The 20,033-nt window shown below is 72.4% G+C and carries 19 protein-coding genes; 16 read left to right on the top strand and 3 right to left on the bottom strand.

What is annotated here, in order from left to right:
* Positions 1–171 precede the first annotated feature (171 nt).
* Genes ACZ4D5_RS25435 through ACZ4D5_RS25485 form a run of 11 tightly spaced genes read left to right on the top strand, consistent with a single transcriptional unit; the run spans position 172 to position 10,164 of the window.
* Positions 172–1,659 (top strand): aldehyde dehydrogenase family protein, encoded by a 1,488-nt coding sequence (locus tag ACZ4D5_RS25435; RefSeq protein WP_467774693.1) that lies wholly within the window; start codon positions 172–174, stop codon positions 1,657–1,659.
* 50 nt (positions 1,660–1,709) lie between these two features.
* Positions 1,710–2,615 (top strand): VOC family protein, encoded by a 906-nt coding sequence (locus tag ACZ4D5_RS25440; RefSeq protein ID WP_467774891.1) that lies wholly within the window; start codon positions 1,710–1,712, stop codon positions 2,613–2,615.
* Positions 2,612–3,409, top strand: a complete 798-nt coding sequence (locus tag ACZ4D5_RS25445) for an aspartate dehydrogenase domain-containing protein (protein ID WP_467774694.1) — start codon at positions 2,612–2,614, stop codon at positions 3,407–3,409. Before ACZ4D5_RS25440 ends, ACZ4D5_RS25445 begins: the two co-directional genes overlap by 4 nt.
* The gene (locus ACZ4D5_RS25450; protein WP_467774695.1) at positions 3,406–4,179 is read left to right on the top strand and encodes an alpha/beta fold hydrolase; all 774 of its coding nucleotides are present in this window, start codon (positions 3,406–3,408) and stop codon (positions 4,177–4,179) included. The genes ACZ4D5_RS25445 and ACZ4D5_RS25450 overlap by 4 nt, the downstream gene beginning before the upstream one ends.
* Before the next feature lie 33 nt (positions 4,180–4,212).
* On the top strand, positions 4,213–4,734 hold the full coding sequence (locus tag ACZ4D5_RS25455) for a cupin domain-containing protein (RefSeq protein WP_467774696.1): 522 nt from the start codon (positions 4,213–4,215) through the stop codon (positions 4,732–4,734).
* On the top strand, positions 4,727–5,476 hold the full coding sequence (locus tag ACZ4D5_RS25460) for an SDR family oxidoreductase (RefSeq protein WP_467774697.1): 750 nt from the start codon (positions 4,727–4,729) through the stop codon (positions 5,474–5,476). Before ACZ4D5_RS25455 ends, ACZ4D5_RS25460 begins: the two co-directional genes overlap by 8 nt.
* Positions 5,477–5,517: 41 nt before the next feature.
* Positions 5,518–6,300: an SDR family oxidoreductase gene (locus ACZ4D5_RS25465; RefSeq protein WP_467774698.1), complete on the top strand. Its 783-nt coding sequence runs from the start codon at positions 5,518–5,520 to the stop codon at positions 6,298–6,300.
* 9 nt (positions 6,301–6,309) lie between these two features.
* Entirely contained in the window at positions 6,310–7,941 is a 1,632-nt protein-coding gene (locus ACZ4D5_RS25470; RefSeq protein ID WP_467774699.1) for a thiamine pyrophosphate-binding protein, read from the top strand.
* A 13-nt stretch (positions 7,942–7,954) separates the two neighbouring features.
* Complete coding sequence (locus tag ACZ4D5_RS25475) at positions 7,955–8,902, top strand: PDR/VanB family oxidoreductase (RefSeq protein ID WP_467774700.1); 948 nt, start codon at positions 7,955–7,957, stop codon at positions 8,900–8,902.
* A 22-nt stretch (positions 8,903–8,924) separates the two neighbouring features.
* Complete coding sequence (locus ACZ4D5_RS25480) at positions 8,925–9,149, top strand: recombinase-like helix-turn-helix domain-containing protein (RefSeq protein WP_467774701.1); 225 nt, start codon at positions 8,925–8,927, stop codon at positions 9,147–9,149.
* A 1-nt stretch (position 9,150) separates the two neighbouring features.
* The gene (locus tag ACZ4D5_RS25485) at positions 9,151–10,164 is read left to right on the top strand and encodes a Rieske 2Fe-2S domain-containing protein (RefSeq protein WP_467774702.1); all 1,014 of its coding nucleotides are present in this window, start codon (positions 9,151–9,153) and stop codon (positions 10,162–10,164) included.
* On the opposite strand, the gene ACZ4D5_RS25490 is transcribed toward ACZ4D5_RS25485, so the two are convergent.
* The gene (locus ACZ4D5_RS25490; protein WP_467774703.1) at positions 10,146–10,682 is read right to left on the bottom strand and encodes a MarR family winged helix-turn-helix transcriptional regulator; all 537 of its coding nucleotides are present in this window, start codon (positions 10,680–10,682) and stop codon (positions 10,146–10,148) included. The genes ACZ4D5_RS25485 and ACZ4D5_RS25490 overlap by 19 nt on opposite strands.
* Before the next feature lie 190 nt (positions 10,683–10,872).
* Between ACZ4D5_RS25490 and ACZ4D5_RS25495 the strand changes: the two genes are divergently transcribed.
* From ACZ4D5_RS25495 to ACZ4D5_RS25515, 5 genes are all read left to right on the top strand, one after another.
* Complete coding sequence (locus ACZ4D5_RS25495) at positions 10,873–11,544, top strand: FadR/GntR family transcriptional regulator (RefSeq protein WP_467774704.1); 672 nt, start codon at positions 10,873–10,875, stop codon at positions 11,542–11,544.
* Positions 11,545–11,738: 194 nt separating this feature from the next.
* Positions 11,739–12,722, top strand: coding sequence for a PAC2 family protein (locus tag ACZ4D5_RS25500; protein ID WP_467774705.1), 984 nt, complete (start codon positions 11,739–11,741; stop codon positions 12,720–12,722).
* Positions 12,723–12,784: 62 nt separating this feature from the next.
* Positions 12,785–12,925 (top strand): hypothetical protein, encoded by a 141-nt coding sequence (locus ACZ4D5_RS25505; protein WP_467774706.1) that lies wholly within the window; start codon positions 12,785–12,787, stop codon positions 12,923–12,925.
* A gap of 63 nt (positions 12,926–12,988) precedes the next feature.
* A complete protein-coding gene (locus ACZ4D5_RS25510; protein ID WP_467774707.1) occupies positions 12,989–14,746 on the top strand; it encodes a S8 family peptidase in 1,758 nt (585 codons plus the stop codon).
* Positions 14,747–14,824: 78 nt separating this feature from the next.
* Positions 14,825–15,418, top strand: coding sequence for a hypothetical protein (locus tag ACZ4D5_RS25515; RefSeq protein WP_467774708.1), 594 nt, complete (start codon positions 14,825–14,827; stop codon positions 15,416–15,418).
* Between the two features lie 83 nt (positions 15,419–15,501).
* Here ACZ4D5_RS25515 and ACZ4D5_RS25520 read toward each other — a convergent pair whose 3' ends face one another.
* Both ACZ4D5_RS25520 and mshC read right to left on the bottom strand, forming a co-directional pair.
* Positions 15,502–18,561, bottom strand: a complete 3,060-nt coding sequence (locus ACZ4D5_RS25520; RefSeq protein ID WP_467774709.1) for an NPCBM/NEW2 domain-containing protein — start codon at positions 18,559–18,561, stop codon at positions 15,502–15,504.
* A 204-nt stretch (positions 18,562–18,765) separates the two neighbouring features.
* Complete coding sequence (gene mshC / locus ACZ4D5_RS25525; protein ID WP_467774710.1) at positions 18,766–19,995, bottom strand: cysteine--1-D-myo-inosityl 2-amino-2-deoxy-alpha-D-glucopyranoside ligase; 1,230 nt, start codon at positions 19,993–19,995, stop codon at positions 18,766–18,768.
* Positions 19,996–20,033 lie beyond the last annotated feature (38 nt).

The following is a 20,033-nucleotide window of genomic DNA, read 5'->3' on the forward strand; positions in this document are numbered from 1 at the left end:
TAAGTTGTACCGCTCGCAGACGGGAAGCCGTCAAGAGCTTGAACGCGGAAAGAATGGACGGCGGGGTCTTGCGCCCCAGATATTTAAGCCCTTAGATTTCTAGCGCTTGACCAAGACGGTCTCACGTCGCACCTCCCCCAACTCCCCCGCTCCGCAAGGAGGGCCACCCGCATGCCCCGAACACCCGCAGACGAAGCGCTCATCGCGGGCGAGTGGCGGCGCGGCGCGGGCGCCGCCGCCCGGTCCGTCGACCCGGCCACGGGCCGGACGCTCGCCACCGTGCACGCGGTCACCGTCGAGGAGGTCGCCGAGGCGGCCGAGGGTGCGGCCCGCGCCGCGGCCGACCCGCGCTGGCGGGACCTGCTGCCGCACCAGCGGGCCCAACTCCTGCACCGCGTCGCCGCGTTGATCGAGGAGAACGCCGAGCACCTGGCGGCGCTGCAGACCGCCGACACCGGCAAGGCGCTCACCGAGACCCGCGTCCTGGTGGCCAGCGCGGCGGGGACCTTCCGCTACACGGCGGCCGCCCTGGAGACCGCCGAGGAGGCGATCACCCCCTCGCGCGGTGCCTACGTCACGATGAGCGTGTACGAGCCGATCGGCGTCGTCGGCGCGATCAACCCCTGGAACTCCCCCGTCGCCAGCGACGCGCAGAAGCTCGCCCCCGCCCTCGCGGGCGGCAACGCGGTGCTGCTCAAGCCGGCCGACTGGACCCCGCTCGTCTCGCTCGCGCTCGGCCGCCTGATCAGCCGCGCCCTGGCCGAACTCGACCTGCCCGCAGGCCTGTTGTCGGTCCTGCCCGGACGCGGCAGCGTCGTCGGCGACGCGATCGTGCGCCACCCGCGCGTCGGCAAGGTCACCTTCACCGGGGGCACCGCGACGGGACGCACCCTCGCGCACGCCGCCGCCGAGAAGCTCATGCCCCTCTCGCTGGAGCTGGGCGGCAAGTCACCGACGGTCGTGCTCGCCGACGCCGACGTCGAACAGGCCCTGGCCGGGGTGATGTTCGGGGTGTTCTCCTCCAGCGGGCAGTCCTGCATCGCGGGTTCGCGGCTGTTCGTGGCGCGCGAGCTGTACGACGACTTCGTCGGTGAACTGGTCGCGCGCGTACGGACGTTGCGGGTCGGCCCGGGTACCGACCCGGCGACGCAGGTGGCCCCGCTCGTGCACCACGAGCACCGGGACTCCGTCGCCGCGTACGTGGATCTCGCCCGCGCGGAGGGCGCCCGGGTGCTCTGCGGCGGGGCCGCGCCCGAGGGCGAGCGGTACACCGACGGCGCGTACTACCTGCCGACGGTGCTCGACAGGCTGCCGAACACCGCCCGCGTCTGCCGGGAGGAGATCTTCGGCCCGGTCCTCGTGGCGCTGCCGTTCGACGACGAGGACGACCTCGTCGCACAGGCCAACGACTCGGTGTACGGCCTGGCCTGCGGGATCTGGACGCGCGACCACCGGGCCGCGTGGCGGCTCGGCCGCCGGATCGACGCGGGCACCGTCTGGATCAACACGTACAAGCAGTTCAGCGTCTCCACCCCCTTCGGCGGCATGAAGGACAGCGGGCTCGGCCGGGAGAAGGGCCGCGACGGCATCCGCGCCTACCAGCGCCAGAAGTCCCTGTACTGGGGCACCGCCGAGACCCCGCTGCCCTGGGCGGAATGAACCGCCCCACCCCCGCCCCGGCCGAGCCGACCACCGGAGTACCGATACCGATGTCCCATCCCCCGATCGCCCGGCTGCGCGCCCTGCGCTCCGTCGAACTGCTCACCCCCTCCTTCGCGGAGGCCACCGACTTCTACGAGGACGCCTGGGGCCTGGAGGTCGTCGAGGCCGAGCACAGCGCGAGCTGGCTGCGCGGCACCGGCGACGAGCACCACGCCCTCCAGCTGACCCGCTCGGAGCGGACCGGCCTCGGCCGCCTCTCCTTCGCCGTGGGCACCCCCGCCGAGGTGGACGAGGCGGCGCGGCGCCTCCAGGCGCGCGGCATCACCCCGCTCACGGGCCCCGGCCCCCTCGACCAGGTGGGCGGCGGCTACGGCCTGCGCTTCGCCGACCACGAGGGCCGCGTCGTCGAACTCTCCGCCGATACCTGGGCGGTGGCGCCGCGCGGCCGGGACGGCGCGGTGCCGGTCGGCGTCACGCACGCCGTCCTGAACACGCCCGACATCGACACCTCGGTCGCCTTCTACCGCGACGTGCTCGGCCTGCGCGTCTCGGACTGGTCCGAGCACCAGATGGCCTTCCTGCGCTGCAACGCCGACCACCACTGCGTCGCGTTCAACCAGGCCGAGTGGGTCTCCCTCAACCACGTGGCGTACGAGATGAGTTCGATCGACCACTTCATGCGGGGCCTGGGGCGCCTGCGTCACCACGGGATCGTCCCGAAGTGGGGACCCGGGCGGCACGGGCCCGGCAACAACACCTTCTCCTACTTCACCGATCCGACGGGGCTCGTGTGCGAGTACACGTCCGAGGTCGCGCAGGTCGTCGAGGACCGCTGGATCGCCAAGGTGTGGCGCCGCGTCCCCGAGCTGTCCGACCTGTGGGGCACGGCGGGCCCGCCGTCGAAGGAGATCCGCATCCACATGGCCGGTTCACCGGAAGGAGTCCACGCATGAGTGGCACACGGCGGGTGGGGCTCGTCGGCTGGGGCGCCATCGGGCGCGTCGTCGGCACGGCCCTCGCCCAACAGGGCGTACCCTGCGCCGAGTTGACGTGCGTCGTCGACAACCGCCCGCTGGGCGACGCCACGCCCGCGCCGCAGGTCTCCTTCGAGGAGGCCCTCGACCGCTGCGACCTGATCGTGGAGGCGGCGGGGCCGGGCGTCGTACGCGAGTGGGGCGAGCGCGTCCTGGCCTCCGGGACCGATCTGCTCGTGGCCTCCACCGGCGCCCTCACCGACGAGGAGCTGGCCAAGCGGCTCCTCGCGGCGGGGCCCGGCCGGGTCTACTTCACGGGCGGCGCGGTCGGCGGGCTCGACCTGCTGCAGGCGGTGCGCTCGCTCGGCCCGCTCGACGAGGTGCGCCTGACGACCACCAAGCTGCCGTCCACCCTCGAACAGCCCTGGATGGACGCGGAGTTGCTCGCCCGGATGCGGTCGGCCACCGGCCCCGTCGAGGTGATGTCCGGAACCGCGCGCGACGTCCCGGTGAAGTTCCCCAAGTCGACGAACGTGGCGGCGTCGGTCGCGCTCGCCGTCGGCGACCTGGACGCCGTGCGGGTCCGCGTCGTCGCCGACCCGGGCGCGCACCGCACGCGGCACGTCGTCGAGGCGTCCGGCGCGCACGGCGCGTACCGCTTCGAGGCGGCTCATCTGCCCGACCCCGGCAACCCGGCGACCAGCCAGGTCGTGCCGTACGCGGTGCTGCGCTCGCTGGCGGCGCTGGCCGGGCGGACGGGCCAGATCCTGTGACCGCCGCCGTCCACGTGGAGGAGGCCGGAACCCAAGGGCCACTGCTCCTGTGCCTGCACGGCATCGGCTCCTCCTCCGCCGCCTTCGCGCCGCAGCTGGCCGGGCTGTCCGCGCACGCACGGGTCGTCGCCTGGGACGCCCCCGGCTACGCCAAGTCCCCCGACCCCGAAGGCCCGTTGGGCCTGGACGGGTTCGCGGACGCGGCGGCCGACGTGATCCGCTCGTACGGGGCCTCCGCGCACGTGCTCGGCGTCTCGTGGGGCGGCGTGATCGCCCAGCGGCTCGCCGTCCGGCACCCGGGCCTCGTCGACTCGCTGATCGTCGCGGACTCCGGCGCGGGCTCGGGGACCGACCCCCGGAAGGCCGCCGGGATGCGGCAGCGCGCCGCCGAGCTGGCCGAGCTCGGGCCCCGGGCGTTCGCCGAGCGGCGCGGGCCCCGGCTCGTGTCACCCGACGCGCCGCCCGAACTCGTCGAGCGGGTCGTCGAGACCATGGCGGCCGCGGTGCGCCTGCCCGGCTACGGCTACGCCGCCGAGTCGATGGCCTCGGCCGATCTGCGCCCGGAGATCCCCGCGATCACCGCGCCCGCCCTCGTCCTGTGCGGCGACAAGGACCGGGTCACCGGCGTCGAGGCCTCGCAGGTCGTCGCCGGGGCCCTGCACAAGACCGCCTACGTGATCGTCAAGGACGCCGGTCACCTGGCCAACCAGGAACAGCCCGGGCGGTTCAACGCCTGGGTGCTGTCCCACCTGCACATCGTCACCGCCTGACACACGTCACTGCCTGACCCAAGGACGGACAACATGCCCCTCACCACCACCGAGTACGACAACGGCGGCGACCTCGCCCAGTACACCGACTCCCTCATCGCCACCAAGGAGTCCCGCGTCGCCGACTTCGACACCCTCTCCTTCCAGGAGAAGGCGGGCCCGCAGTACCGCCGCGGCCAGATCCGCTACGTCGGCTCCGGCGCCACCGGCAACCACGAGGGCGACAGCCGGATCATCCCGTCCGGCGGCTTCACCTTCTCCAACATGCTGCTTCCGCCCGGCGCCGAGGGCCCCGCCCACACCCACCACGACGTGGAGGAGGCCTTCTTCGTCCTGGAGGGCGAGGTCCGGGTCGGCGTGCACCGCGGCCCCGACGAGGTCGAGTACCGCACGCTCGGCTACCGCGACATGATCGTCGTGCCGGCCGGGGTGACCCGCTCCCTGAAGAACGAGGGCGACACCGACGCCCTGTTCTGCGTCGTCATCGGCACACAGAAGCCGCAGGTGCCGTCCTACCCCGAGTACTCGCCGATGCACGGCGTCACCCGTGACTGAAACGTCCGAACCGCGCACGGTCGTCGTGACCGGGGCGGGCCGTGGCCTGGGACTCGCCATGGCCCGCCGGGCGGGCGCCGACGGCTTCCGGGTCGTCGTCGCCGAGCTGGACGCGGCACGCGGCACGGAGGCGGCACGGGAGCTGCGGGCACAGGGGCACGACGCCCGCTTCGTGCGCTGCGACGTGGCCGACCCGGCGTCGGTGGATGAACTGAGCCTTTTCGTAAGGGACCTGGGCCCCCTCTACGGCCTCGTCAACAACGCGGCGCTCGCCAACGGCGTCGGCGGCAAGGAGTTCCAGGACATCGACGTCGCGGCGTGGGACCGGCTGATGACGGTCAACGCGCGCGGCCCCTGGCTCGTCGCCAAGGCCCTGCACCCGCTGTTCGGGCCGACCGGACGCATCGTCAACATCGCCTCGGACGCGGCGCTTTACGGCTCTCCACGCCTCGCCCACTACATCGCGACGAAGGGCGCCGTGATCGCCCTCACCCGGGCCATGGCACGGGAGCTCGGCGAGCGCGGCATCACCGTCAACGCGCTCGCGCCGGGACTCACCGAGTGCGAGGCCACCGAGGCGGTGCCCGCCGAACGGCACGGCCTCTACCGGGCGGGCCGGGCCATCTCGCGCCCGCAGCAGCCCGACGACCTGGTCGGGCTCGCCTCCTTCCTCCTCTCCGAGGAGTCCCGCTACCTCACCGGACAAGTGATCGCCGTCAACGGCGGCTTCACCATGAACTGACCCACGACTGAACCACGACTGACCCACGGGAGAACACCGTCATGGATCTGGGCCTCGCCGACCGGACCTATCTGGTCACCGGCGGCAGCTCGGGCGTCGGCCTGGCCACGGTCCGCGCCCTGCTCGACGAGGGCGCGAACGTCGCCACCTGCGGGCGCGACGCCGACCGTCTCCGGCGGATCGGCGCGCACGACCGCCTCTTCGCCGCGCCGTGCGACGTACGGGACGCGGGCGCCGTAGCGGAGTTCACGCGGCGCGCGGCCGAGGAGTTCGGCGGCGACGGCGTCATCGACGGACTGGTCAACAACGCCGGGCAGTCCCGGATGAAGGGCTTCGCCGAGTCGGGCGCCGAGGACTGGCGCGACGAGCTGGAGCTGAAGTTCGCGGGCGTCCTGCACCCCCTGCACGCGGCCCTGCCCCTGCTGCGCGCATCGACCGCCGCGTCCGTCGTGAACGTCAACGCGGTCCTCGCCAAGCAGCCCGAGCCGCGCCTGATCACCACCAGCGCCGCCCGCGCGGGCATCCTCAACCTCTCCACGTCCCTTGCCCGGGAACTCGCTTCCGACGGCATCCGGGTCAACTCGGTCTGCCTCGGGCTCATCGACACCGGGCAGTGGACGCGCCGGCACGCCGCCGCGGAATCCGGCCTCTCGTACGACGACTGGCAGGCGGAGCTCGCCGCCGACCGGGGCGTCGCGCTCGGGCGGCTCGGGCGGGCCGACGAGGTGGCGTACGCGATCCTCGCGCTGCTCTCGCCGCGCGCCTCCTACATCACAGGAACCAGCATCGACGTCTGCGGCGGAGTCGGCCGCGGCATCCTCTGAGGAGCCCTCATGCGTCACGACAACGGAGGCGGTCTCCTCGTCGCCGTCCTGCGCGAACTCGGCATCGACACGGTCTTCGGGATCGTCAGCGTGCACAACCTGCCGCTCGTCGAGGCCGTCGACCGCGAGCTGCGCTTCGTGCCCGTGCGGCACGAGGCGACGGCGGTGAGCGCCGCCGACGCCCACGGCAGGGCCCGCGGCTCGCTCGGCTGCGCGCTCACCTCGACCGGCACCGGCGCGGGCAACGCCGCCGGATCGCTGATCGAGGCACTGAGCGCGGGCACGTCCGTGCTGCACGTCACCGGGCAGGTGGAGAGCCGCTACCTCGGCAGCGGGCGCGGCTTCATCCACGAGACCAAGGACCAGCTCGGCATGTTGAGGGCGGTCTCGGCGTACGCGGCCACCGTGCCGAACGCCGTGGAGGCGGGCAGGGTCCTGCGCGAGGCGGCCCGCGCCGCGCTCGCCTCACCGGGCGGGCCCGCGAGCGTGGAGTGGCCGATCGACCTGCAGTACGCGGCGCAGGTCGATGCCGACATCGACCTGCCCGGGCCGATCTTCATGGCGCCACTGGGCACCGAACTCGCCTCCGCGGGCGAGGCGTTGGCCGCGGCCCGGCGCCCGCTCCTCTGGGCGGGCGGGGGCGCCGCGCGGGCGGGCGCCGAGCTCGCCGCGCTGCTCGACGCCACCGGCGCCGGGCTCCTCACCTCCAACTCGGGGCGCGGCGCGGTGCCCGAGGACGACCCGCGGGTCATCGGGAACTTCGCCACCACCCCGGCGGTCCGCGCGCTGCTCGCGGACGCCGATCTGCTGGTGAGCGTCGGCACGCACTTCCGCTCCAACGAGACCGCCGACTACGGCCTGCGGCTGCCGTCCACGCACGTGCAGATCGACGTGGACCCGGCCGCGCTCGGCCGTGTGTACCCGGCCGCGCACGCCCTGTGCGGCGACGCGGCCGATGTGCTCACCGCCCTTCTTCCGTACGCCCGCCGCGCCGGGGCCGAGTCGGGCTGGAGCCGGCGCGTCACCGACGTACGCGAGGAGGTGCGGGCGAACCTGCGCGATGCGATCGGCCCCCAGGCCGCGGTCTGCGCGGCGATCCGGGCGGCGCTCCCCCGCGAGGCCGTCGTCGCCCGCGACGTGACCATCGCGTCCAGCAGCTGGGGCAACCGGCTCCTTGAGCTGTACGACCCGCGCGACAACGTCTTCCCGCGCGGCGGCGGCATCGGGCAGGGCCTCGGCATGGGCATCGGCGCGGCGCTCGCACGGCCCGGCGCGCCCACCGTGGTCCTCGCGGGCGACGGCGGGCTCGCGGTGCACCTCGGCGAGCTGCTCACCCTCGCCCAGGAGCGGCCCCGCCTGACCCTGGTCGTCTTCAACGACGGCGGCTACGGCGTGCTCCGCAACATGCAGGACCGCTACGGCGAGCGCCGCGCGGGCGTGGACCTCGCCACGCCGGACTTCGAACTCCTCGCGCGGGCCTGCGGGTTGGCGTACGCCAGGATCACCGCCGAGGAGGAGGCGCACCCGGCGATCGTCCGGGCCGTCGCCTCCGGCGGGCCGACCCTCGTCGAGGTCGACCTGGCCCGCCTGGGACCGATGAAGACCCCGTTCACCCCGCCCGTCCACATCCCCGGCCAGTGAGGAGGGCACCACCATGAACGACAGCGAACTCACGCTGAAGGTGCGCCGCATGACCTGGGAGGCCGAGGGAGTCCTCTCCGTCGAGCTCGTCCACCCCGACGGCAAGCCACTGCCCGCCTGGGAGCCCGGCGCGCACCTCGACGTCCACGTGGGCGGGCAGGTGCGGCAGTACAGCCTGTGCTCGGACCCGCGGTCCACCGGCACGTACCGCGTCGGTGTCCTCGACGAGCCCTCCTCGCGCGGGGGTTCGCGGTACGTCCACACGCGGCTGCGCCCCGGGCAGACCGTCACGGTGTCCGAGCCGCGCAACCACTTCGCCCTGGAGGACGCCTCGTCGTACGTGTTCATCGCGGGCGGCATCGGGATCACCCCGATCCTCGCGATGGCCCGCGAGGCGGCGCGGCGCGGGACGCCCTGGCGGCTGGTGTACGGCGGGCGCACCCGCGACTCGATGGCGTTCGTCGACGAACTGGACTCCCTGGGCGGCGCGTTGACCCTCGTACCGCAGGACGAGCGAGGGCACATCGACCTGGCGGACGCGCTCGGCGGGGCGGACGGCCTGCCCGAGGGCGCGCTCGTGTACTGCTGCGGACCCGAGCCCCTGCTGGCCGCCGTGGAGGAGCTCTGCCCGGCCGGACGGCTGCGCGTGGAGCGGTTCGCGGCGCCCGCCGCCGCGCCCGCCGGGGACGACGCGGCCTTCGACGTGGAGTGCCGCCGCTCCGGGGTGACGCTCTCCGTGGCCGCGGACACCTCGGTCCTCGCGGCCGCCGAAGCCGCGGGTCTCGACGTCGACAGCTCCTGCAGGGACGGCATCTGCGGCTCCTGCGAGACCCGCGTGCTCGACGGCACGCCCGACCACCGCGACTTCCTGCTCAGCGAGGCGGAGCGGGCCGCGAACGCCTCGATGATGATCTGCGTCTCGCGCTGCGCCTCGGGCCGCCGTCTCGTCCTCGACCTGTGAATCCCCCCTTCTGGAGGCAGTAGTGACCACCACCTGGCCGTATCTGGACGCCCACCAGTCCCGTACGCACGAGCCGACCCCGTACGAGTACAAGCTGGCCGCCACGCTCGAAGAGATCTTCACCAAGGAGGGACACGAACTCGCCGACGTCATCGGCGGGTTGAACGCCCGCCAGGTCCACGCGCCCGACGGCGCCCCCTGGACCGAGGAGTCCTTCCGCGCCGAGATGAACCGACTGGGAGCCTGAGATGACGCTGTCCGTGCACGACTGCGCCGACCACATCTACGCCACGGGCCTGCGCAACCAGTGGCATCCGGTCGTCCCCTCCTCCTTCGTCGCCCCCGGCGCGATGCGCAAGGTCACCGCGCTCGGCGAGCGGTGGCTGCTCTTCCGCCGCTCGGACGGCACCCTGTCGATGCTCGCCGACCGCTGTCCGCACCGCGGCGCGCCCCTCTCGCTCGGCAAGCACCTGGGCGACCGGGTGGCGTGCTGGTACCACGGCGTGGAGGTCGAGACCGACGGCACCGTCTCGTCCGTGCCGGGCCTGCCCGGCTGCAACCTGGAGGGCAGGAAGCTCGTCACGTCGCTGCCCGTGCGCGAGGTCGGCGGCGCGGTCCTCGCCTACTTCGGCGACGAGCACCACCCCGAACCGGCCGAACTGACGCTGCCCGAACCGCTCACCGACCCCGACGTCGACGCGATCCTCTGTTACGCCGAGTGGAACGGCCCGTGGCGGTTCGCGGTGGAGAATCTCCTCGACCCGATGCACGGGGCGTTCCTGCACCACGAGTCGCACACGATGTACGACGGCGACACCACAGCCAAGTTCCGCATCCGCGAGACGGACCGCGGCTACTTCTTCGAGAAGACCGACCAGCGGGGCGTCAACTTCGACTGGGTCGAGCTGTGCCGCACCGGCGTGGACTGGGTCGACCTGACCATTCCCTACCCGCCGTCGGCCGGGCCCGGCGGCCCGTTCGGGATCGTCGGCATGGTCTGCCCGGTCGACGAGGCGCGCACCGGCGTCTTCTTCTGGCGCTACCGCCGCGTCCAGGGCTGGCGGCGCGACACCTGGCGCTTCCTCTACAAGACGCTCATCGAGGAGCGCCACTGGCAGGTCCTCGAACAGGACAGGGCGATCCTGGAGGCCATGCCGGCCGACGCCGACCAGCGCGAGAACCTCTACCAGCACGACCTCGGCGTGGTGCGCCTGCGCCGCATGTACCGCTCTCAGGCGCAGGCTCAGTCGTCGGCTTCCTGAGGCGCGTCGGACTCCGTGATGGACCGCTCCAGCTTGGACATCAGCCGCGCCAGCTGACGCCGCTCGGCGGGGGACAACCCGCCGAGCATCCGGCGTTCGTTGTCGAGGTGCTCCGCGAACACCTCGTCGATCTTGGCGAGCCCGGCGTCCGTGAGCCGTGAGTAGACGACGCGGCGGTCCTCCGCGTCGCGCTCGCGCACGATCAGGCCGTCCTTCTCCAGTCGGTCGATGCGCAGCGTCACACCGGCCGAGGAGACCAGGCCCGAGTCGGCGAGCTGGCCCGCCGTGAGGCGGTAGGGCGCCCCGGCCCTGCGCAGCGCGGTCAGCACGTCGAACCCGGCGACCGCGAGGCCGTGCCGCTCGATCGCGGAGGTGAGCCGGGTGTTGTACCGGATGAAGGTGCGGTGCAGCCGGGCCAGGACCTCCAGGGGCGAGGTGTCGAGGTCGGGCCGCTCGCGCGCCCAGTCCTCGATGATCGACGCCACCGCGTCCGGCTGGTGCGCCTTCTTCCCGGCCATGTGCCGCCCGCCCTCCTTGGACCGCCCGTCGGACCATCCGGCGGTGCGCCGGGATCCGTGGGGAAATCTTAGCCCTCAAAGAAATGGGTCAATCCCCGTACTCCCGTGCGGGGCGGCCGCACGAGGGGCCATAATCGCCTGATACATCCGATGTCTTTCCGACTCTTCTGACACGTGAGGCGAGGTCCCCATGGCTGTCACCGACGAGGCCATCGAGAAGATCAAGGGCATGATCGTCTCAGGCGCGCTGCGCCCCGGCGACCGGCTGCCCAAGGAGAGCGAACTCGCCGCCGAACTGGGCCTTTCGCGCAACTCCCTGCGCGAGGCGGTGCGCGCGCTCTCCCTGATCCGCATCCTCGACGTGCGCCAGGGCGACGGCACGTACGTGACCAGCCTGGACCCCCAACTCCTCCTGGAGGCCCTGAGTTTCGTCGTCGACTTCCACCGCGACGACACGGTCCTGGAGTTCCTCGCGGTGCGCCGCATCCTGGAGCCCGCGGCCACCGCGATGGCCGTCGGCCGCATCACGGACGCCGAACTGGACACGCTGACGCAGCAGTTGGACGCCCTGGGCGCCGACCCTTCCGTGGAGGAGCTGGTCGCCTGCGACCTGGAGTTCCACCGCGGCATCGTGCAGTCGTCGGGAAACTCCGTCCTGTGCTCACTGCTCGACGGCCTGTCCGGCCCCACCACCCGGGCCCGCGTCTGGCGCGGCCTGACCCAGGAGGACGCCGTCAGCCGCACGCTCCACGAGCACCGGGCGATCCTGGCCGCGCTGCGCGACCGCGACGCGGAGGCGGCCAGGTCGTGGGCGACGGTGCACATCGCGAGCGTGGAGCAGTGGCTGCGTTCGACGCTGTGACCCCACCCGACGCTGTGGCCCCACCGCGCGTACGGGGCGCGAACCGGGCCACGCGCCCCCGCACGAACCGGCCGTTTCCCGGCGATGTGGATGGGCAGTGATCACGCACTCCCCCACGCAAGGGGGCTGCGGACGGACCCGGCCGACGCCGTAAGGTTGGGGCGTACGCAAGGGAACGTCGGAAGGAGGCCTGGGTGATCGAGCTCGAGGGGGTTCCCGAGCTGGTCGACCCGGTCATGGTGGCCGCGTTCGAGGGCTGGAACGACGCCGGCGACGCCGCCTCCACCGCGGTCGCGCATCTCGACAAGGAGTGGAAGGGCGAGGTGTTCGCGGCGCTCGACGCCGAGGATTACTACGACTTCCAGGTCAACCGCCCCACCGTCTGGCTGGACGGCGGGGTCCGCAAGATCACGTGGCCGACGACCCGGCTCTCCGTGGTCCGCGTCGGCGGCGACAAGCCCCGTGACCTCGTCCTGGTCCGCGGGATCGAGCCGTCGATGCGCTGGCGCTCGTTCTGTAACGAGATCCTCGGCTTCGCGCACGAACTGGGCGTCGAGCTGGTGGTGATCATGGGCGCGCTGCTCGGCGACACCCCGCACACCCGGCCGGTCCCGGTCAGCGGCGTCACGTCCGATCCGGACCTGGCCCGCACCATGGACCTGGAGGAGACGAAGTACGAGGGTCCGACGGGCATCGTCGGCATCCTCCAGGAGGCGTGCACGCACGCGGGCGTCCCGGCCGTCAGCCTCTGGGCGGCCGTGCCGCACTACGTCTCGCAGCCGCCGAACCCGAAGGCCACGCTCGCGCTGCTCAACCGCCTGGAGGACCTGATCGACCTGCGCATCCCGCTGGGCGAGCTGGCCGAGGACGCGCGCGCCTGGCAGCTGGGCGTGGACCAGCTGGCCGCCGAGGACAGCGAGGTCGCCGAGTACGTCCAGTCCCTGGAGGAGGCGCGGGACACCGCGGAGCTCCCCGAGGCCTCGGGCGAGGCCATCGCCCGCGAGTTCGAGCGGTATCTGCGGCGCCGTGACGGCGGCGACGGGGCGGCGTATCTGCGGGACGCGCCGAGCGACCGCACCCGGCCCCCGAAGCCGAAGCCCACGCAGCGGCCCGGACAGGGCACGGAGGGCGACGGCGACAGCGACGACTCCGGTCCCGCCGAGTCCTCGGACGACTGAGGATCTTCTCCGGCACGGCCATGGGGCGGCACCCGCGCGGGTGCCGCCCCATGGTGCTTTTCATGAACGAAGCGCCGTTCATGGATGAAGCGCCGTTCATGAACCAAGTGCCGTTCATGGCCGAATTGCACGGGGTTCCCGCTTCAACTTCCCTTCAAACTCTGTTGCGGAAAAGAGGGGTGGACGAGTGGCCGAGCCCGTAGCAGGGTGTGCCCCGAAGGTGTGGCCCAGCGCACAGCACGGCACCCGAAGGGAGCGGTGAAGCGATGACCGACCAGACAGACCCGGCGCGGGACCCCGGAGCCAGCGGACCGGGCCCCGACGGAATGGGATTCACCTACCGAGGAGCCGAGCAGGAGCTGATCGTCGTCGCCCGGCCCGAGGCCCGGCTGCGCGCCGGGGAGCGGGACGTACGCTCGGCATCCGGCTCCGACGTGTCGGCCCTGAACATGTTCCTCTCCGACGAACAGATCGCCCTGGAGCCGCTGTTCGGCAACGAGGACCGGCTGCGGGCCGCGGTGCCCCCCGGCGAGGCCGAAGAGGATCTGCCCGACCTCGCCCTCTTCTACCGCGTGCGCGGCGGCGAGGACCGCGCCCAGGAACTGCGCTCGCGGATGGCCGCGCTGCCGGGCATCGACACGGCGTACGTGAAGCCGGGCGCCGTCCCCGCCGCCATCGACCCCGCGCACGCCCAGCCGCAGGACCTCGACGAGGCGACCCGGCGCCGCAAGGAGGGCATGCCCGTCACGCCCGACTTCACCAGCCGGCAGGGCTACCTGGACCCCGCCCCCCAGGGCGTCGACGCCCGCTGGGCCTGGCAGCGCATCGGCGGCTCCGGCGAGGGCGTCACCGTCATCGACGTCGAGGGCGCCTGGCAGCTGCGCCACGAGGACCTCGCCGCGAAGCTCGCGGGCGTCGTCGTCGGCACCCCCATCCAGGACGTGGCATGGCGCAACCACGGCACCGCGGTGATCGGCGTCATCGGCGGCGACCGCAACACCCTCGGCGTCACCGGCATCGCGCCCCAGGCCGTGACCGCGGCCGCCTCCTTCCAGCCGCTCGGCACGGCGGCCACCATCCACGCGGCGGCCGACCGCCTCAGCCCCGGCGACATCATCCTGCTCGAACTGCACCGCCCGGGGCCGAGGTTCGACTTCGAGCCGCGCGACGACCAGAAGGGCTACATCGCCATCGAGTGGTGGCCGGACGACTACGCCGCGGTGCGCTACGCCACCGCGAAGGGCGTACTCGTGGTGGGCGCCGCGGGCAACGGCGCGGAGTCCCTGGACGACGCGGTCTACGAACGCAGGCCGGACGGCTTCCCGTCCTGGTGGCGCAACCCGTTCAACCCCACCAACCGTTCCTCCGGCGCGGTCCTGGTCGGCGCGGGCGCCCCGCCGCCCGGCACGCACGGCCGCGACCACGGCCCCGACCGCTCCCGTCTCGCGTTCTCCAACTACGGCGCCCGCGTGGACGCGCAGGGCTGGGGCCGCGAGACCACCACGACCGGCGGCTTCTGGGACCGGCCCGGCGATCTGCAGGGCGGCGCCGAGGAGATCGCCTGGTACACCGACACGTTCTCCGGCACGTCCTCCGCGTCGCCGATCGTGGTCGGCGCGCTGGCCGCGCTGCAGGGCATGCTCAAGGCAGCGGGCCAGCAGCTGATGACGCCGGACCGGGCCCGCGCGGTGCTGCGCTCCACGGGCTCGCCGCAGCAGGACGCGCCGGGCAGGCCGGCGTCGCAGCGCATAGGCAACCGCCCCGACATCAAGGCGGCGGTCACGAACCTGCTGCCGTCGGCGGTGGGTTCGGGGCGGGCCGAGCGGTACTGGGACGAGCTGCTCCCGTACCCTCCGGAACTCCCGCCGAGGCTCCGGCTGTTCGTGGCCGGGGAGTGGCGCAATCTCGACAACCCGTCCCCCGAGACGCGCCAGGCGGTGCACACCGCCTTCGCCGGGGGCAGTCCGGACGTACGCGTCTGGTTCGCGGACGACGAGGTCGTCGGCCTGGTCGTCACGGGTTGAGGCACGACCGGCACGCAAGCACTCCAGCACTGCAGAACTGCTGAAGGACCACAACCATTGAGGGAAGGTGGCACCCGCATGAGCACCACCCCGCAAATGAGCCAGTTGGGTCAGCAACAAGGCCAGCAGTACGGCCAGTACGGCCAGCAGCAGCCCGGCCAGCAGCAGAGCCCGAGCACGGCCCCGCCGCAGCAGTACGGTCAACAGCAGTCCCAGCAGCAGCCGTTCGGCCAGCAGCAGTACGGTCCCCAGCAGGGCATCCAGGGCCAGTCGGGGATCCAGGGCCAGCAGGGCGTCCAAGGGCAGCAGGGCCAGCAGGTCCCGCCGCAGCTGCGCCAGCAGCTCCAACAGCTGGGCCAGCAGCAGCCGTTCCAGCAGCTGCTGCAGCAGTTCGGCCAGGAGCAGCAGGTCCCGCAGGCGCAGGCGCCGGAGATCTCCACCCAGGCCCTCGCGTCGAACGTGGCGACGGCGTTCTGGGACGTCGTCCAGCCGCTGCCCGGCCAGGCGTCGATCCTCTACCTGTACGTCGACGGCAACTGGCGCGCGTTCATCAACCCCAACCCGCAGACCCACGACGAGGTCCAGGAGGCGTTCGCCTTCGGGCAGCAGGTGATCGGGTACTACGACACCAACAACCCGGGCTACCTGCTGGCCATCGTGGTCACCAAGTGACCTGAGCGCTCGTCCGACTCCTCGCGTGGACGAACGGCGGCGCCGGGCGGAGTCCTTCCCGCCCGGCGCCGCTCCCTGCCCGCTCAGGCGCAGGTGAACCGGGCAGCCGCCCAGTCCGCGTGGTCCCCGCTCCTGGAGCCGTTGGTGTCGCTCGCCTTCAGCTCCACGTGCCGGGCGCCGCGCACGTCGACGTCCACCGGAACGGTCGCCGACGCCCCCGTCACCTTCGGCGAGGTCCACAGCACCCTGCCGTCGGCCTCGACGGAGAAGGCCACCTCCCCATAGCCGTTGATCTCGTCGTCGATGCCCACGTCCGCGGTGAACGTCGAGCAACGGCCGCCGGGATAGACCTCGATCACGGAGTCGGCGTGCGTGCCGATGCCCTTCTCGTACGTCTTTCCCGCGAGGGTCAGCGTGCGCCCGTCGCCCGCGGCCGACTCGCCGTTGCTGCGGTCGCGTTCGGCGGGGCCGTAGCCGTTGGTGGACTTCAGCCACACCATGTCGCTCGCCCAGGTGTCCTTGCCGGGCGCCTCGGGCATCACGCCGAGCGCGAACCGGCCGGTGTCGGTGCGGTCCTGGCCCGCGGAGCGGTAACGGGCGCTCGCGGTCAGCGACTTCTCGCCGGGGTCCGCGCCCTTGGCCGGGGTGAGCGCCACCTCGACGCGGCGCGTGGTGCCCGCCGGGATCCGGTCGACCTCGGCGGCACCGGCGGTCCAGCCCTCGGGTGCGTCGATCGTGACGTCGACGCCGGTCGCGTCCTTGGTGCCGGCCGTGACGTCGACGGCCACCTCGCCCCGCGTGCCCGCGCCGAGTTCCTGCCCCGCGGGGACGCTCACGGTGGCGCTCGCCCCGGGCACGGCGCCGCCGACGGCACTCGTGTCCTTCAGCCTCAACGTGAAGGCCCGGTCGGTGCGTCGGGACGCCGTCTTCACCTTCACGACGCCGCCGCGGTCGTCGCGGTCGTAGAACCAGCCCTGCCCGCCCCGCTCGTACGCGGCCTTCGAGGCGAACCGCGGCACCCGGTGCCCGCCGAGCTCGACGCGGCTGGGCGCGTCCCCGGTGTGCAGCGTGAAGGCGTAGGGCCGCGAGCGCTGCTTCCCGGCGAACTGCCCCTCGATGGCGCCGATCCGCACGCTCACGTCGCCCGCGCCGGAGCGCGGCGCCCGCACGTCCGCGCGCTGCGTGGCGTACTTCCCCGCGCGGTGCTGCCGGGTCACGCCGTCGTCCTCGTACAGCTCGAAGGAGGACCTCCCCCGCGGGTAGACGTCCCAGGCGAGCGGCGAGTCCGCCGTCCTGTCCTCGTACGAGCGGATGCCGCCCGGCCACATCGGCACGGTCGCACCGCCCCTGACGAACAGCGGCAGCGTGTCCAGGGGCGCGCTGTAGCCGTCGACGGTGGTGGGCCCCTGATAGGTCCGCCCGGTCCAGTAGTCGGTCCAGGTGCCCTCGGGCAGGTAGATCCCGTCGCGGGTGGTGGTGTCCTTGTACACGGGCGCGACGAGGAAGTCCTCGCCGGTCAGGAACTCGTACTTGGCGGCGTCGGTCGCGGCCTTGGGGTCATGGGGGTACTCCAAGGCGAGCGGCCGTACGGCGCCGACCCCGGTCTTCGTCGCCTCGTGGGCGTACGAGTACAGGTAGGGCAGCAGCGACTCGTGCAGCTTCAGGTACTTCCGGTTGACGGAGGTGTAGGGCTCGCCCTGGCGGAAGGGCTGCTTGTCGCTGGCGGCCCAGCCGTCCATCGTCATCGTGACGGGCAGGAACATCTTCCACTGCAGGTCGCGTACGTACGTCTTGGGGCTGCCGCCGAAGATGCCGTCGACGTCACCGGTCGTGTAGGCGAGCCCGGACATGGTCGCCCCCGCGTACGTCGGGATCTGCCAGCGGATGTACTCCCAGCTGCCGCTCTGGTCGCCGGACCACTGCACGCCGCAGCGCTGCGCGCCCGACCAGCTCTCGGGGGCCCAGGTGAAGCCGCGGGCGTCGCTGTTGTCCTCGATGCCCTTGTAGGCGTCCTTGCAGCCGTCGAGCGCCTTCTTGTAGCCGTCGCCGACCCAGGCGACATCCAGCTTGGCGACGCGCTGGCCCGCCCTGACCTGCTCGGCGATCTTGTCGAGGCCGTCCTCGGTCCACAGGCCCATCTTCATCTTGCGCTCGGCCAGGCCCTTGGAGGTCTCGGCGAGGTTCTCGTAGCCGCAGCCGTAGCCGTCGTTGACGAGCATCCAGCCATTGGGCATGTCGTGCTCGACGTAGCCGTCGGCGACCTTCAGGGAGTCCAGGGTGTGGCGCTCGCCGCGGTTGGCGTTGTGCAGATAGCAGTCGGCGTCGCCGATCTCCATGCCGTAGATCGGCGGCAGGAAGGGCTTGCCGGTGAGCTTCGTGTACTGCCCGATGACGTCCTTGGCCGCGTCGTCGCCCCTGCCCGCGAAGTAGTAGGCGTCGAAGCGCTGTTCCTTCGCGGTGGCGGTCACCGGCTCGGCGAAGTCGTAGGTGTTGGGGGCGTAGGTGTTCCTGAAGACGCCGTACCCGGCCGAAGAGAGGTAGAACGGCACGGAGTTGGGGTGTCCGCCGTCGTCCCACTCGTAGTCGACGCTCACCTCGACCTTCTTGCCGCGGTGCGAGGTGTTGCCGCGGCCGTTCTGCATCCCCGCGCCGTAGAACTGCTCGTCGGCGCCGCGCGCCAGGCTCTGCGTCGTGGCGTCCTTGGTCCAGGTCAGGCCCTTGGACTCGGCCCAGATCCGGCTGCCGTCGGCGCGGTGGAGGGCGAAGCGGAGCGGCGACTTGTAGGCGCGCAGCGTCACCTCGGAGGTGCTCAGCTCGTAACGGTCGCCCTTGTCCGCCCACGTGGTGCGCGGCGCCTTCCCCTGCGGCAGGACGATGTCCTTGCCGGTGGGGTCGGTGAACTTCCCGTCGGGGGCGAGTTCGAGACGGAAGGTCTCCGTCGAGACGAAGCTGACGCGGGCCTCGGCCCGGCCCGCGGTCAGGCGGTAGACGGGCCCTTCGGCGTCGAACCCGGTGACGTCGCCGACGGTGGTCGCGGGCTCGTCGGCGGCCTGCGCGGCACCGCCACCGGGTCCCGCGAAGGCCGCGAGAAGGCCCAGGAGGGCGGCGGCGGCCACCGATCTGAAGCGCGTGGGAGATCTCATGGCGGAGGTCTAGCGCCTCAACGGGCGCCAGGGCCATGGACTTTGATGGGCCGCTCCTGGATTTCCGGAGCGGCCCATTCGGGAAGGGTGAGCCGGACGATCTTCATCAGAGGGCCCGTCCGACGAACGAGGACGGGACCATCAATCAGCCCGTCCGGCGTTCGAGGACGAGCCCGAAGGGCGATCGACCAGCGACAACTCCTCCTACAAGGCAACGCCAAGCAACGCGTCGACGGCCCGCGAAACAACACCGGGCGCACCTTCATCCGTCCCCCCGCCGGAGGCCTGCGCCTCGGCCCAGCGGTCGACAGCGGCGAGCGCGGTCGGCGCGTCCAGGTCGTTGGCGAGGGCGTCGCGGATCTCCTCGACGAGCGCCTCGGCAGGGGGCCCGTCGGGACGCGAGACGGCGGCGCGCCAGCGGCCGAGCCGCTCGACGGCCTCCTCAAGGACGGCGTCCGTCCACTCCCAGTCCGCGCGGTAGTGGTGCGCGAGCAGGGCGAGGCGGATGGCCGCCGGGTCCACGCCGTCGCGCCGCAGCTTCGACACGAAGACGAGGTTGCCCTTGGACTTGGACATCTTCGCGCCGTCCAGGGCCACCATGCCCGCGTGGACGTAGGCCTTGGCGAAGGGGAACTCGCCGGTCAGGACCTGGGCGTGCGAGGCGCCCATCTCGTGGTGCGGGAACGCCAGGTCGGATCCGCCGCCCTGCACGTCGAAGCCCATCCCCAGGTGGTCGAGGGCGATGGCCACGCACTCGATGTGCCAGCCGGGCCGGCCGCGGCCCAGGCTGCCGCCGTCCCAGCTCGGCTCGCCCTCGCGGGCCGCCATCCAGAGCATCGGGTCGAGCGGGTCCTTCTTGCCCACACGCTCCGGGTCGCCGCCGCGCTCGGCGGAGAGCAGCTTCATGGCGGCGGCGTCGAGCCCGGACACCTCCCCGAAGTGGGCGTCGGACTCGACGGAGAAGTAGATGTCGCCCTCGAGTTCGTAGGCGGCGCCCATGTCCCGGAGCCGTTCGACGAGCGGCACGATGCCGGGTATCGCCTCGACGGCTCCGATGTAGTGCTTCGGCGGCAGGAGCCGGAGCGCGGTCATGTCCTCGCGGAACAGGGCGGTCTCGCCCTCGGCGAGCTCGACCCAGTCCTTGCCGTCGCGGTTGGCGCGTTCCAGGAGCGGGTCGTCCACGTCGGTCACGTTCTGGACGTAGTGAACCTGCCGCTTGGTGTCGAGCCACACGCGCTGCACGAGGTCGAACGCGTTGTAAGTCGCCGCGTGACCCATGTGGGTCGCGTCGTACGGAGTGATGCCGCAGACGTAGATACGGGCGACGGGACCGGGGTCGAGGGTGACGAGTCCACCGGTCGCGGTGTCGTGGATCCGGAGGTCGCGGCCCTTGCCAGGAAGGGCGGGGACCTCAGAAGCGGGCCAGGCATGCATGCCATGAGCCTAACCGGACGGGGCGTCCGCATACGAGT

Source organism: Streptomyces sp. NPDC025651 (assembly GCF_055558735.1).